This is a genomic window from Streptomyces sp. NPDC007205, assembly GCF_040634095.1.
GTDB lineage: Bacteria > Actinomycetota > Actinomycetes > Streptomycetales > Streptomycetaceae > Streptomyces.
The window spans coordinates 43081-57310 of record NZ_JBEYEW010000010.1; the positions used below are offsets into that span (position 1 = coordinate 43081).

At 70.4% G+C, this 14230-nt stretch carries 14 protein-coding genes; 10 read left to right on the forward strand and 4 right to left on the reverse strand.

The window, feature by feature from the left end; genetic code table 11:
- Positions 1–24 precede the first annotated feature (24 nt).
- From ABZ624_RS18710 to ABZ624_RS18740, 7 genes are all read left to right on the forward strand, one after another.
- On the forward strand, positions 25–1203 hold the full coding sequence (locus tag ABZ624_RS18710) for an acyltransferase (protein ID WP_360090024.1): 1179 nt from the start codon (positions 25–27) through the stop codon (positions 1201–1203).
- Between the two features lie 13 nt (positions 1204–1216).
- Positions 1217–2653: a sensor histidine kinase gene (locus ABZ624_RS18715; RefSeq protein WP_360090027.1), complete on the forward strand. Its 1437-nt coding sequence runs from the start codon at positions 1217–1219 to the stop codon at positions 2651–2653.
- Positions 2654–2738: 85 nt separating this feature from the next.
- Complete coding sequence (locus ABZ624_RS18720; RefSeq protein WP_360089552.1) at positions 2739–3419, forward strand: response regulator transcription factor; 681 nt, start codon at positions 2739–2741, stop codon at positions 3417–3419.
- Between the two features lie 114 nt (positions 3420–3533).
- Positions 3534–4886 carry a histidine kinase gene (locus ABZ624_RS18725; RefSeq protein ID WP_360089555.1) on the forward strand — a complete coding sequence of 451 codons (1353 nt, stop codon included), beginning with the start codon at positions 3534–3536 and terminating at the stop codon, positions 4884–4886.
- Positions 4883–5548 carry a response regulator transcription factor gene (locus ABZ624_RS18730; RefSeq protein WP_360089558.1) on the forward strand — a complete coding sequence of 222 codons (666 nt, stop codon included), beginning with the start codon at positions 4883–4885 and terminating at the stop codon, positions 5546–5548. Before ABZ624_RS18725 ends, ABZ624_RS18730 begins: the two co-directional genes overlap by 4 nt.
- Positions 5549–5731: 183 nt before the next feature.
- Positions 5732–6220 carry a hypothetical protein gene (locus tag ABZ624_RS18735; protein WP_360089561.1) on the forward strand — a complete coding sequence of 163 codons (489 nt, stop codon included), beginning with the start codon at positions 5732–5734 and terminating at the stop codon, positions 6218–6220.
- Between the two features lie 43 nt (positions 6221–6263).
- Positions 6264–7487: a cytochrome P450 gene (locus ABZ624_RS18740; RefSeq protein ID WP_360089564.1), complete on the forward strand. Its 1224-nt coding sequence runs from the start codon at positions 6264–6266 to the stop codon at positions 7485–7487.
- 59 nt (positions 7488–7546) lie between these two features.
- Here the strand turns inward: ABZ624_RS18740 and ABZ624_RS18745 are convergent, their stop codons facing one another.
- Both ABZ624_RS18745 and ABZ624_RS18750 read right to left on the reverse strand, forming a co-directional pair.
- Entirely contained in the window at positions 7547–9058 is a 1512-nt protein-coding gene (locus ABZ624_RS18745; RefSeq protein ID WP_360089567.1) for an APC family permease, read from the reverse strand.
- Positions 9059–9187: 129 nt separating this feature from the next.
- Entirely contained in the window at positions 9188–10009 is an 822-nt protein-coding gene (locus tag ABZ624_RS18750) for a diacylglycerol kinase (RefSeq protein ID WP_360089570.1), read from the reverse strand.
- A 212-nt stretch (positions 10010–10221) separates the two neighbouring features.
- On the opposite strand from ABZ624_RS18750, the gene ABZ624_RS18755 reads away from it, so the two are divergent.
- From ABZ624_RS18755 to ABZ624_RS18765, 3 genes are all read left to right on the forward strand, one after another.
- Positions 10222–11505 (forward strand): adenylosuccinate synthase, encoded by a 1284-nt coding sequence (locus ABZ624_RS18755; RefSeq protein ID WP_360089573.1) that lies wholly within the window; start codon positions 10222–10224, stop codon positions 11503–11505.
- 38 nt (positions 11506–11543) lie between these two features.
- Positions 11544–11756, forward strand: a complete 213-nt coding sequence (locus tag ABZ624_RS18760) for a hypothetical protein (protein WP_360089576.1) — start codon at positions 11544–11546, stop codon at positions 11754–11756.
- 169 nt (positions 11757–11925) lie between these two features.
- Positions 11926–13743: a 5'-nucleotidase C-terminal domain-containing protein gene (locus tag ABZ624_RS18765; RefSeq protein ID WP_360089579.1), complete on the forward strand. Its 1818-nt coding sequence runs from the start codon at positions 11926–11928 to the stop codon at positions 13741–13743.
- A gap of 65 nt (positions 13744–13808) precedes the next feature.
- Here ABZ624_RS18765 and ABZ624_RS18770 read toward each other — a convergent pair whose 3' ends face one another.
- Positions 13809–14000 (reverse strand): hypothetical protein, encoded by a 192-nt coding sequence (locus tag ABZ624_RS18770; protein ID WP_360089582.1) that lies wholly within the window; start codon positions 13998–14000, stop codon positions 13809–13811.
- Positions 13987–14229 carry a DUF6400 family protein gene (locus ABZ624_RS18775; protein WP_360089585.1) on the reverse strand — a complete coding sequence of 81 codons (243 nt, stop codon included), beginning with the start codon at positions 14227–14229 and terminating at the stop codon, positions 13987–13989. Before ABZ624_RS18775 ends, ABZ624_RS18770 begins: the two co-directional genes overlap by 14 nt.
- Position 14230: the final 1 nt, after the last annotated feature.

Below are 14230 nucleotides of genomic sequence, written 5' to 3' on the forward strand. Positions count from 1 at the left end.
CTCCGCACAGCCCTCCGCGCACCCCTGCACGCCCTGCGCCGAGCCGCCCACCAGGTCGACACCGCCACCCCCGCATCCCGGGACCGTGCGATCGACGCCCTGCGCGCCCTCGCGATCCTCGGTGTCGTCCTCGGCCACTGGCTGGTGACGGCGCTGGTCGCACAGGACGGAGGCCTGCACACGGCGAGCCCGCTGCAGCACATGCCCTGGCTCGCCCCGGTCTCCTGGCTCTTCCAGACACTGGCCGTGTTCTTCCTGGTCGGCGGCCAGGTGGCGACACGCAGCCTGGCCTCGGCCCGCAACCAAGGCGCCAGTTACGCCGCCTGGCTGCGGGCCCGTCTGACCCGTCTCCTGCGCCCGGTGGCCGCGCTGCTCACCCTGTGGACGGCGGCGACGGTGACCCTCCTCCTCACCGGCACGCCCCTGTCCACGATCCACACGCTGCTCACACTGGCGCTGTCCCCGCTGTGGTTCCTGCTGGTCTTCGCCGCGCTCACGGCCGCCACCCCCCTCGTCGCGCGCCTCAACCCACTCTGGCCGCTCGCCGTCGTCCTGCACGTGGACCTGCTCCGCTTCGGCCTGCACCTCGGCCCGTCCTGGCTCGGCTGGCTGAACCTGCCGGCGGGCTGGCTGGTCCCGTACGCCCTGGGCGCCGCCTGGGCCCGGGGCGAGCTGACGAGCCGCCGCTCGGGCCGGGCCCTGCTGCTCGGCGGTACGGCGGCCACGGCCCTGCTCATCACCTGCGCGGGCTACCCGGCGTCCATGGTCGGCGTCCCCGGCGCGCCGATATCCAACCTCAACCCCCCGACCCTGGCGGCCGTCACCTTCGGCCTGGCCCAGTGCGGCCTCGCCCTCCTGCTCCGTGACCGTCTGCGCCGCGCGATGACCCGGCCCCTGGCCTGGGCGGCGACGGCCTTCGTCAACCTCTCCGCGATGACGATCTTCCTCTGGCACCAGACGGCCATGATGGCCACCACGGCGACGGCGCTCCTGGCCGGCCGCCTGCCCGGCCTGCACACCACCCCCGACTCCCTCACCTGGGTGGCCTCCCGCCTTGCCTGGCTCCCTGTCTTCACCCTGACCCTGGCCCTGTGCTGGACGGCCTTCCGGCACCACGAGCAGGGCCCCCGCCGCCCCCGCGACCGTACGTCGCACGTGGTCCGCCGCCATGTGCCGCCAGCGAGGTCCCCGCACCATGCCTAGAGTGACGTCCGTGATGTCCGCGGAACCCGAGAACCCGACCGAGCACCCCGACGGCGCCCCGCCCGCGACCTCACCCGACTCCCCGGCCGAGGACGAGTCCGGCCCGGCCACTCCTCCTTCCCGTGCCGCCCGCCTCCGTGCCTGGCTGGGGGAGAACCCCTCCTCCCAGTCGCCCCCCTTCTCCAAGTACCGCTGGCTCCGGCTGCTCACCTATCTGCTGACCTTCTATGCGGCCCTGGCCATACTCGGCGCGGGCGCCGAGGAGCTGTCCAACAGCTACGGCCTCGCCACCGCCGTGGCCCTCCTGTGCACGTCCCTGCAGGGCGCCGCCATCGTCCTGGCCCTGTGGCGCCCCGCCCCCGCCTGGGCCTTGTCGCTGGCAGCCGCCGCTGTCACCGCGCTGCTCGCCCGGCAGCAGATGATGGCGCCCTTGCTTCAGCTGTCCAGTCCGACCTGGCCCTGGTCAACGCCCGTTCTGCTGGCCCACATGGTGGTACTACTGCTCCTCGCCCTGCGCGCCCGCGTCCGCGGCACGGTTGCCGCGCTCGGCGCCACCGCCCTGGTCACCTTCCTCATCGAGGGCGGCATAGGAGCGCGGCTCTACACCCCGACGGGAAAGGTGGCGATCGGCCTGTTCGCCGTCGCCACCGTCATCGGCGCCGCCCTGCGCAGTCGGAGCGAGGCCCGTACCGAACTGGTCCAGCAGACGACGATCACGGCGGAGGAGCGGGCCCGTCGCACCCTCCTGGAGGAGCGCAGCCGTATCGCCCGGGAGCTGCACGACGTGGTCGCCCACCACATGTCGGTGATCTCCATCCAGGCCCAGGTGGCTCCCCTCCTGGTGGAGAACCCCACGGAGGAGCTCAAGGAGAACCTCGCGGGTATCCGCAACAACGCCCTGGAGGCCCTGACCGAGCTGCGCCGCGTGCTCGGCGTCCTGCGTTCCGAGAGCCCTGACGAACCGGAGGCCGAGCACATCTCTCGCCTGTCCGCTCCCGGTACCGGCCCGGCCCCCGACGCCCCGCAGCCGAACCTCGCCCGTCTGGACTCCCTGCTCGAGAACACCAGGGCGGCGGGCGTGGACGTGGTGAAGGCCGAGGAGGGCGACCCCCGTGGCTACTCACCCGGGGTGGAGCTGTCCGCGTACCGGATCGTCCAGGAGGCGCTGAGCAACGTCCTGCGGCACGCGCCGGGCGCGAAGGTGCGCGTGGACATCGCCCACTTCCCCAACGGCATATACCTGAGTGTCAGCAACTCCCGCCCCAGCCGTCCGGCCCTGCCGACCCCGGGCGGCGGTCACGGCCTGCTGGGCATGCGGGAGCGGGCGGCGATGCTGGGCGGGAGTGTCGAGGCGAAGCCGGCCCGGGACGGCGGCTTCGTGGTGGTGGCGTTCCTCCCCCGGGGCGACGCCCCCGAACCGACGGGACCGCCACCTCCTGGGCCGCCCTGACCCCGACCCCGGCCCTCGTCCCACTGCACCCGACCCGGCAAGCACCGAGCACCGAGCACCGAGCCCCGACAGGAGAACCGACCCCATGACGAGCGGCGCCGGCACCATCCGCGTACTCATCGCCGACGACCAGCAGATGGTCCGGCAGGGCTTCACCGTGCTGCTCAACACCCAGCCCGGCATCGAGGTGGTCGGACAGGCGGTGGACGGCCGCGACGCGATCGCCCGGACCGCCGAACTGGCGCCGGACGTGGTGCTGATGGACATCCGGATGCCCGAACTCGGCGGCATCGAGGCGACCCGCCGGATCACGGCCGACCACCCGGCCGTCAGGGTGCTGGTGCTGACCACGTTCGACCTGGACGAGTACGTGTACGAGGCGCTGCGGTCCGGGGCCTCCGGCTTTCTGCTCAAGGACGCCTCCGCGGACCAGCTGGCCGAGGCGGTACGGGTCGTGGCCGCGGGTGACGCCCTGCTGGCACCCGGCATCACCCGCCGCCTCATCGCCGAGTTCTCCCGCCTGGACGGCAGTCCCCGGGCCCCGCTCAAGCAGCGCGTGGGTGACCTCACCGAACGGGAGACGGAGGTACTGGCGCTGATCGCCCAGGGCCTGTCGAACGCGGAGATCGCCGAGCGGCTGGTCGTGGCCGAGCAGACCGTGAAGACGCACGTGGGCCGGATCCTGGTGAAGCTGGGCCTGCGCGACCGCACCCAGGCGGCGGTCTTCGCCTACGAGTCCGGCCTGGTCCGCCCCGGCGGCCGTTGAAAGCCACCGGTCCCTCACCGGACCCTGCGGAGACCCGTAGTACCTGAGAGGGATCCACGAGGACCCCTCTGCAAGGTGACGACCGGGGCCCCGCCCCCGCCTACCGTTGCGTACGTGACCCAGACGACGCACACGCAGACGACTCCGCAGGGGCCGGCCGGCCGGCCGCGCAGCCCGGAGTTCCGGCTCGCCGCGGACGCCCTGCGCGGGCTGCGGCAGGACCTCTGCCGGAACCCCTTCGCCTACCGGCCGCTGCCGCCCATGTCCGTGGACGGCCCGCTCACCCGCCGGCTGCCCGGCCGGATGAGGGAGTACGCGGCCTGGGCCCCGCACGCGACGGTGGCAGCCGTGGGCGTGCTGGCGGCGCTCGTCGGCTTCGCGGACAACTACGGGGGGCTCAGGGCCCTGCTGCGCGCGCTGCTGGCGCTGGTCCCGGTGCTGCTGACCCTGGCGCGTCCGGCCGGGGCGTTCTGGCTGTCGCTCGCGGCGACCACCGCCACCGCGGTCACCGGCAGCGACTGGGACAGCTGGCCGTGGCTGCCGAGCAGCTTCGTCTCCCACCTGACGGTGCTCGCCGTCGTGGCACTGCGCACCCGCCCGCGCACCGCGGCCTGGATGTGGGCGCTCACCGCGGTGTACGGCGTCTGGTTCGATGCCGCCTTCGGCTCCGACCACTACGAGACCGACGTGTCCCCCATGCTGATCCTCTCGGCATTCATCCTGCTGGCCGTCACGGTCCGGCACATACGCCGGCAGGCCGAGCGGGAGGTGACCGCGCAGCAGACGGTGACCGCGCACGAGCGCTCGCGGCGCACGCTGCTGGAGGAGCGCACGACCATCGCCCGTGAGCTGCATGACGTGGTCGCCCATCACATGTCGGTGGTGGCCATCCAGGCGGAGGCCGCGCCCTACCGGGTGGAGAACCCGCCGGAGGAGCTGGAGAAGGCGTTCGTCACCATCCGGGAGAACGCGGTGGCGGCCCTGACCGAGCTGCGCCGGGTCCTCGGAGTGGTCCGTGCCGAGGACTACGAGGCCCCGGACGCCCCGCAGCCGACCCTGGCCGACCTGGACGGGCTGCTGGCCAATGTGCGGGAGGCCGGCCTCACGGTCGACAAGGCGGTGACCGGCGCGGTGCGTGAACTGCCGCAGGGGGTCGAGCTGTCGGCGTACCGGATCGTTCAGGAGGCCCTCAGCAACACCCTGCGGCACGCACCGGGAGCGAGTGCCCGCGTGGAGATCGGCTATGTCCTCGGCGGCCTGGGCCTGCGCATAGTCAACGGCCCGCCGCCCGCACCGCACCTCGTCCAGCCCTCGCCGGGCGCCGGTCACGGCATCACCGGTATGCGGGAACGAGTCTCCATGCTGAACGGTGAGATGACGACGGCCCCGACCGGGGAGGGCGGCTATGAGGTGACGGTGTTCCTGCCGGTGCCGGCCGCGGGCACGGCGATCGAGGGTGGGGCATGACGATCCGCGTACTGATCGCGGACGACCAGATGATGGTCCGCGAGGGCTTCTCGGTCCTGCTGAACGCGATGCCGGACATCGAAGTCGTCGGCGAGGCCGTCAACGGAAGGGAGGCGGTGGACAAGGTCCGTGAACTGGCCCCGGACGTCGTCCTGATGGACATCCGCATGCCCGAGCTGAACGGCATCGAGGCGACCCGGGAGATCGTGGCGGCGGACGCGGAGGCGAAGGTGCTGGTCCTGACGACCTTCGACCTGGACGAGTATGTGTACCAGGCCCTGCGCGCGGGTGCCTCCGGCTTCCTCCTGAAGGACGCCTCGGCCCGTCAACTTGCCGACGGGGTCAGGGTGGTGGCGGCAGGCGAGGCCCTCCTCGCCCCCTCGGTCACCAAACGCCTGATCACGGAGTTCTCACGCCTGTCCGACACCCCGCGCCTGATCCCCGCGGCCCAGGCGGCCTACGGCGAGCTGACGGAACGGGAGACGGAGGTCCTGGTCCTGATCGCCCAGGGGCTGTCGAACGCGGAGATCGCCGAGCGGCTGGTGGTGGCCGAGTCGACCATCAAGACCCACGTGAGCCGCGTCCTGGTGAAGCTGGGCCTCAGAGACCGCACCCAGGCGGCGGTGTTCGCGTACGAGGCGCGACTGGTGACGCCGGGCTGACGGTACGTCAGGTGACGTAAGGAGTACAGATGACGTAAGGAGTACACATGGATGGATCGCGCCGGCGCTGGGCCGCGTCAGCCATCGCCAGGGAGCCGAGCGACCCCCGGGGAGGTTCGTGGTGAACTTCGACGACGCCGGGTTCCAGTACGTCCTGGTGAGCACGGAGGTCGTGGCCTGACCATGGATCTCGTACTCGACCCACCGCACGGAGTCGCCCCGCTGTGTCTGGGCATGACGTTGGACGAGGCGGTCGCGGCGGTGTCCGGCTGGGGTGAGCCCAGATTGTCCAGGCGCCGGATTTCGGCGCGGGCCTCCTGGTCCCTGGACGGCGTGGGCGTACAGGCCCTGCTGGAGAGCAGCCCCACGGTGACGGCGATCGAGCTGTGGTGGCCCGGTGAGGGCCGGACCTCTGGCACCCGGGTCCTGCTCAACGGGGACGACGTCTTCGGCACACCCGCGGAGGAGCTGTTCCGCCGCGCCACCGCGCGGGGATGGTGGGTCGACCGGTCCCGGCCCGAGTCCCCCGTGATCCCCGGCGTGTCCCTGGGCTTCACCCGGCAGACCTCCCAGGAGATCCCGCGCGACGCCGAGGGCCTGCCGGTGCATGTCACGTCCGTCCTCGTCGGCGGGAAGGGCTACTACGACTTCCTCTACGCAGGCCGGCGTTGAGCATCCCTGGCCAGACCCCGGTCCGGCGGGTTAGCTTCCCCGCATGGCAGGCTCTCACGACCTCGGTTTCGACCCCTGGGACCCGGCGTTCCTCGCCGACCCGTACCCGGCCTACGCCGAGCTGCGCGCACGCGGCCGGGTGATCCGGTACGAGCCGACCGACCAGTGGCTGGTCCCGCACCACGCGAACATCTCGGCGCTGCTCCGGGACCGCCGGCTGGGGCGGACGTATCAGCACCGCTTCTGTGACGAGGAGTTCGGCCGGACCCCGCCCCCGCCGGAGCACGAGCCGTTCCACACCCTCAACGACCACGGCATGCTCGACCTGGAGCCGCCGGACCACACCCGGATCCGGCGCCTGGTGTCGAAGGCGTTCACGCCGCGCACGGTGGAGCGGCTCACGCCGTACGTCCGCGCACTGGCGAGCGACCTGGTGGGCGCGCTCGTCCGCAACGGCGGCGGTGATCTGCTGACCGACGTGGCGGAACCGCTGCCGGTGGCGGTGATCGCCGAGATGCTCGGCATCCCGGAGGGGGACCGCGCCCAGCTGCGCCCCTGGTCGGCGGACATCTGCGGGATGTACGAGCTGAACCCGTCGGAGGAGACGGCCGCGAAGGCGGTCCGTGCCTCGGTGGAGTTCTCGGAGTACCTGCGCGAGCTGATCGCGGCCCGCCGCAAGGAGCCGGGGGAGGATCTCATCTCCGGCCTGATCGCTGCCCATGACGAGGACGACGACCGGCTGACCGAGCAGGAGATGATCTCCACGGCGGTCCTGCTGCTCAACGCCGGTCACGAGGCCACGGTCAACGCCACGGTGAACGGATGGTGGGCGCTGTTCCGCAACCCCGCCCAGCTGGCCGCCCTGCGCGCCGACCACTCTCTGATCCCCTCCGCGATCGAGGAGCTGATGCGCTACGACACTCCGCTCCAGCTCTTCGAACGCTGGGTGCTGGACGACATCGAGATCGACGGCACGACGATCCCGCGCGGCGCGGAGATCGCCATGCTCTTCGGCTCCGCCAACCACGACCCCGAGGTCTTCCACAACCCCGAGCGGCTCGACCTCACCCGCACCGACAACCCGCACATCTCCTTCAGCGCGGGGATCCACTACTGCATCGGCGCACCGCTGGCCCGCATGGAGCTGGCCGCCTCGATGACGGCCCTCTTGAAGCAGGCCCCGAACCTGGCCCTGGCTGCGGAGCCGCAGCGGAAGCCGAACTTTGTGATCCGGGGGCTGAAGGGGCTGAGCGTCGAGGTCGGTTGATCACCCGTTTCGCTGATCGCCGACCGATTCCGATCGAAGACCGCCGGTGGCTTGCCTGCTCAGCGTTCCTTCGTCTCCTCCAGCACCGTCCGCCCCAACAACGCGTACCGCTCCGGAGACCGCCGCTTCAGATACTGCGCGTACCCGACCCCGATCGCCGCGACCAGGCCCACCAGCCACGGTGTCGCCTTCAGCACGGCCGACCCGGACTCCGGCCCGGCCGCCGCACCCATGTTGGACACCAGCAGCGCCACGACGGCCAGCATCGCGACGCCGCCGACGAGCGGTGCGGTGAAGGTACGGAACCAGTGGCGGCTCTCGGGGTGGTGGGAGCGGAAGTACGCGAGCACCGCGAAGGAGCACACGGCCTGGACGACGAGGATCGCCATGGTGCCGAGGATGGCGAGCAGCACGTACGTGCCGGTGTACGGGTCCTTGCCCGCGATCCAGAAGGCGCCGATCAGCACCGCGCTGACGACCGTCTGCACCAGGCCGGCGATGTGCGGCGAGCCGTGCCGGGTGTGGGTGCGGCCGACGGTGTGCTTCAGCGACGGCAGGACACCCTCCCTCCCGAGCGCGTACAGATAGCGGGCTGCGCAGTTGTGGAAGGCCATGCCGCAGGCCAGTGAGCCGGTGATCATCAGCCACTGCATGACGTCGACGGCCCAGTGGCCGACATAGCGCTCGGTGGGGTGGAAGAACATCGCGAGCGGGTTCGCGGAGGACGCCGCCTTCACGGCCTCGGCCTCGCCGTTGCCGGTGATGGCCATCCAGGAGACGAAGACGTAGAAGACGCCGACGCCCAGGACGCTGATCATCGTAGCCTTGGGGATGATCTTCTTCGGATCGCGGGACTCCTCGCCGTACATCGCGGTCGACTCGAAGCCGACCCAGGACCAGAAGGCGAAGAAGAGCCCGAGGCCGGCGGACGTGCCCTTGAAGGCGTTGACCGGGTCGACCGGCGCGAAGGTGAACCCGTGCGGGCCGCCGCCGTGGAAGGCGACGGACACCGCCATGGCCGCCAGCACGGTCACCTCGGTCGCCAGCAGCGCCACCAGCAGCTTCTCGGCGACGCTGATCCCGAACCAGGTGCCGGTCGCGTTGATCGTGAGCATCAGGACCGCGAAGGCCCACCAGGGCACGTGCACGCCCGTCTGGTCCTTCAGGGTGGTCGTGGCGAAGGTGGAGAAGATGCCGATCAGGGCCGGTTCGAAGACGGCGTACGCGAAGGTCGCGAGCAGCCCGGAGGCGAGACCGGCGGTCCGGCCGAGCCCGTACGAAATGAATCCGTAGAACGCGCCGGTGGACGTGATGTGCTTCGCCATCGATGTGAAACCCACGGAAAAGATTGCCAGGACGACCATTGCCACGAGATAGCTCGCGGGTGCCCCGATCCCGTTGCCGGCCGACACCATGAACGGCACGTTGCCGGTCATCGCGGTGATCGGCGCGGCGGTGGCGACGGCCATGAACACCACGCCGAGCAGGCCCACTGCGTTGGGCTTCAGCCGGTGAACCGTTTCGCCGTCCGCCGTGCCCGCCGCCGGAGCGACGCCCTCGTCCACTGCCATCGGGTGGCCCCCTCAGTATCCGGTCGCTGGGTCCTGATGGAGCAGGATGGTGGACGACACGGGTGCACGGGAAGGGGTCGGCGCGGTTAAATATTTGTCACCAGACCATTGGGGGGCGCGCGGGTGGGTTTACGGCGACGGCAGCACCAGTCCCCAGGCGTCCTCCAGCACACGCCATGTACGCCGCCGTACCGGCCCCGACACCGCCGCATCCGCGCGGTAGCGGAAGTCCGTGCCCACCACCGTGACCGCGCGCCCTGAGGCCCTGAGCGGCGTCGCCTCCGCGCCCACCGACAGCGGGCGTACCTCCACCTCGGCCACACCGCCCGTGCCCGGCGTCACCGACACCGCCTGCACGGGCTGGCCCAGATCCACCACCGTCTCCCCGTCGACCTCGACCCGCAGCCGGGACGGCCCGGGGGCCGGAATGGCGGGGAGCCGGGGCGGGCGGGGGGCCAGGGTGCGGGCCAGGGAGCGGTACCAGGCCCGGCCCGAACCCACGGGCACCGGCTGTGCGGCAGCCGCCCGCACCGGCTCCGGCGGGATGCCCAGCGCGCCCAGGACGACCCCGTCGCTGTCGTCGACCAGCAGGTCCAGGCGCCGCTCGACCCCGTCCAGCACCGCCCGCGCCGCCGCCACCGCTCCGCCCGGTACGCCCAGGGACCGGGCGACGGACGTCTCACCCACCGGGACCACCGACAGCGCACATCCGGCCAGCTCCCGCCGGCGGTACAGCAGGGTGACGGTCCGGACCAGCGCCCGGTCGTCCCCCACCACCACCGGCCGTCTCGAACCCCTGCGGCCCAGTGCGCGGGCGAATTCCTCCGGCCCGTCCGGCAGACACACCTTGGCCGCCGCACCCGCGCTGAGCACGTCTTTCGCGATCCGTACGGACTCCCCGTCCGTCTGCCGTGCCGCCGGATCGATGATCACCAGCAGCTGTTCGGACATCGCGAAAGTCGCCACCTCGGTCCTGCCTCGCTTCCTCGGGTAGCATCTTTGTGCAAGAGCCCCTTGCGCTATTGCGCCAGGGGCTTCGTCTATTCCGGGGCATCCGGTCCGACGGTTGTGCGACCAACGGCGGTCGCTGTGGCACGCGGCGGTGTACCTTACGCCCACGTCCCCGACCATGGACATGCCCCGCCCGGAAGGGGTGTACGCGCGTGCCCGCACTTGTGCTGCTCGGTGCTCAGTGGGGTGACGAAGGCAAGGGAAAGGCAACCGACCTGCTCGGTGGCTCGGTGGACTATGTAGTGCGATACCAGGGCGGCAACAACGCCGGCCACACGGTCGTCGTAGGCGACCAGAAGTACGCACTTCACCTTCTCCCTTCCGGAATCCTGTCTCCCGGCTGTACGCCGGTCATCGGTAACGGCGTCGTCGTCGACCCGTCGGTCCTGCTCTCCGAGCTGAGCGGTCTGAACGAGCGTGGCGTCGACACGTCCAAGCTCCTGATCAGCGGTAACGCGCATATCATCACGCCGTACAACGTGACCGTCGACAAGGTGACGGAACGCTTCCTCGGCAAGCGCAAGATCGGTACCACCGGCCGCGGCATCGGCCCGACCTACGCGGACAAGATCAACCGCGTCGGCATCCGGGTCCAGGACCTGTACGACGAGTCGATCCTCACCCAGAAGGTGGAGGCGGCCCTCGACGTCAAGAACCAGATCCTCACCAAGCTCTACAACCGGCGCGCGATCGCCGTGAGCCAGGTGGTCGAGGAGCTGCTGGGCTACGCCGAGCAGATCGAGACGTACGTCGCCGACACCGTGCTGATCCTGAACCAGGCCCTGGAGGACGACAAGGTCGTCCTGTTCGAGGGCGGCCAGGGCACGCTGCTGGACATCGACCACGGCACGTACCCCTTCGTGACCTCCTCGAACCCGACCGCCGGCGGCGCCTGCACCGGCGCCGGCGTGGGCCCGACGAAGATCAGCCGCGTCATCGGCATCCTCAAGGCCTACACGACCCGTGTCGGCGCCGGTCCCTTCCCGACCGAGCTGTTCGACGAGGACGGCGAGGCGCTGCGCCGCATCGGCGGCGAGCGGGGCGTGACCACCGGCCGTGACCGGCGCTGCGGCTGGTTCGACGCGGTCATCGCCCGCTACGCGACCCGCGTGAACGGCCTGACCGACTTCTTCCTCACCAAGCTGGACGTCCTCACCGGCTGGGAAGAGATCCCGGTCTGTGTGGCGTACGAGATCGACGGCAGGCGCGTCGAGGAGCTGCCGTACTCGCAGACCGACTTCCACCACGCGAAGCCGGTCTACGAGACGCTGCCCGGCTGGTCCGAGGACATCACCAAGGCGAAGTCCTTCTCCGACCTGCCGAAGAACGCCCAGAACTACGTCAAGGCGCTGGAGGAGATGTCCGGCGCCCCGATCTCCGCGATCGGCGTGGGCCCGGGCCGGGACGAGACGATCGAGATCAACTCGTTCCTGTAGAGGAACCACGACCGTGTGTTCCGGTGGACAATCGAAGTATGAGCGTCCGCCGGAACGCACGGTGCCGGGGACCGTACGGCGGTGAAGGCGGCCTGGCCGACGGCACGGACTGCTTCGACCCGGCGGTCTTCGAGGTGGCCCGGTACCAGCTGCCCCCGCTCCACGTCTGCCCGGTGCATCTGGGGCCCTCGCTCCTGATGGCGAGCGGGGTGCTGTGGCCGCCGGAGATAAGGCTCATCGGCCGCCTCTGACACCGGCCGTTTCCCCACTGTTCCCGTAACCGGCCCACTGACCCATCCTTGACCCGGACATGACCTTTTCCTGGTTTCCGGCGATCGCGGGCGCGAGCAGCATCTACGCGGGTAGCCTCCGCACCGTATGCCCATCTGCTCGCGTCAACGCCCCTCCCAGGAGCCTCGCATGCCCCTCAGTCCCATGAACCGCCGCGAGTTCGTGAAGAAGTCGGCCGTCACCGGTGCGGCCGTCGCCGCCGCGGGGACCGTCGCGGCCGCCCCCGCGCAGGCGGCCGAGGAGAAGCGGGACTGCCACCCCCGCACCTGGTCGTTCTCCATCCTGGGCACCACCGACCTGCACAGCCACGTCTTCGACTGGGACTACTACAAGGACGCCCCCTACACCGACAAGGCGGGCAACTCGGTGGGCGTGGCACGCGTGGCCACCCTCATCAAGCAGCAGCGCGAGGCCAAGGGCGAGGACCACGTCCTCCTCGTCGACGCCGGCGACATCATCCAGGGCACCTCCCTGGCCTACTACTTCGCCCGCGTCGACCCGATCACCGGCACCGACGGCAGGAAGGGCCCCAGGCACCCGATGGCCGTGGCCATGAACCACATGCGCTACGACGCCGCCGCCCTCGGCAACCACGAGTTCAACTACGGCATCGAGGTGCTGCGCAAGTTCGAGAAGCAGTGCCACTTCCCGCTGCTGGGCGCCAACGCGCTGGACGCGAAGACACTCCGCCCGGCCTTCCAGCCGTACACCGTGAAGCGCATACGCGTCCCCGGTGCCCCCGACATCAAGGTCGGCATCCTGGGCCTCACCAACCCCGGCATCGCCCTGTGGGACAAGGACAACGTCAGCGGGAAGATGGTGTTCCCGGGCCTGGTGGAGCAGGCGAAGAAGTACGTGCCGAGGCTGCGCGCCCTGGGCTGTGACGTCGTCTTCCTGACGGACCACTCGGGCCTGGACGGCTCCTCGTCGTACGGCGACGAACTCCCGTACGTCGAGAACGCGTCGAACCTGGTGGCCGAGCAGGTGCCCGGCATCGACGCGATCCTGGTCGGCCACACCCACGTGGAGGTCCCGTCCTACACGGTGAAGAACGCGGAGACCGGCGAGGAGGTCCTCCTCTCCGAGCCGTACTGCTGGGGCTACCGCCTCAGCGTCTTCGACTTCGAGCTCGAACTGCACCACGGCCAGTGGAAGGTGACGAGCAAGAAGGCGCAGACCCTCAACCCCAACACCGTGGATGAGGACCCGGAGATCAAGAAGCTCCTGGAGGCCGACCACGAGCTGGTGGTGAAGTACGTCAACACGGCGGTCGGCACGTGTACCGAGGATCTCTCGGCGGCGGACTCCTGCTGGAAGGACGTCCCCATCATGGACTTCATCCACAAGGTCCAGATGGAGTCCGTGAAGGCGGGCCTGTCGGCGTCCGACGCGGCCCTCCCGCTCATCTCGATGGCGGCGCCCTTCTCCCGCACGGCGGACATCCCCAAGGGCAACGTCACCATCAAGGACATCGCCGGGCTCTACATCTACGACAACACCCTCTACGGCCGTAAGCTGACGGGCGCCCAGCTCAAGGACTACCTGGAGTACGCGGCGAAGTACTACCACCAGGTCCCGGCCGGCACGAAGGTGGACACCGCCACCCTCACGAACGCCGACAACTTCTGGGACTACATGTACGACACGGCGGCGGGCGTCGGCTACGAGATCGACATCGCGCAGGCCGAGGGGTCGAGGATCAAGAACCTCACCTACAACGGTGCTCCGGTGGCCGACGACCAGGTCTTCGTCGTGGCGGTGAACAACTACCGTGCCAACGGCGGTTCCGGATACCCGCACATCGCCTCGGCGCCGGTCGCGTACAGCTCGACCAACGAGATCCGCCAGCTGATGATCGACTACGTGACGGCGAAGAAGAGCCTCGACCCGGCCGACTTCGCGGTCACCAACTGGAAGCTGACGCAGGACGGAACGCCGGTCTTCTGACCACGGCGTTCCGCGAAGAGGGTCGTCCGGGGCGTGGACCGGAACAAGGCGCGGACGGTGCGGAGTCAGCCGGCCGAGCGGGTGGCGCCGAAATGGGTCTCGTGTGTCCAGACGTGGTGGCACGCGGGGCACTGCAGGTGCAGCAGGCTGCCGGTGTTGGACAGCAGATAGCGCCACGCGCCCCGGTCGTCGCAGTGCGGACAGTCCACGCCCCAGGCGCGCCGTCCCCTGTCGGCCTGCGGATCAAGCGGCAGCATCGCCGTCACGCCCGGCCGGGAGCACACCGGCCGCCACCAGCTCGTCGTAGATGCGCTGCTGCTCCGCGTCCAGGCCGGAGTACAGCAGTGCCCGCGCCTCCTCCTCGCCGCGCAGCGCAGCCGCCGGGTCCCAGTCGGGGCCGAGGGCGGCCATGACGTGGGTACGCCGGAGCATCTCGTGGGCGCTCAGGTCGACGGCGAAGTCGAAGGCGGGGCCGTGGGGGGACATG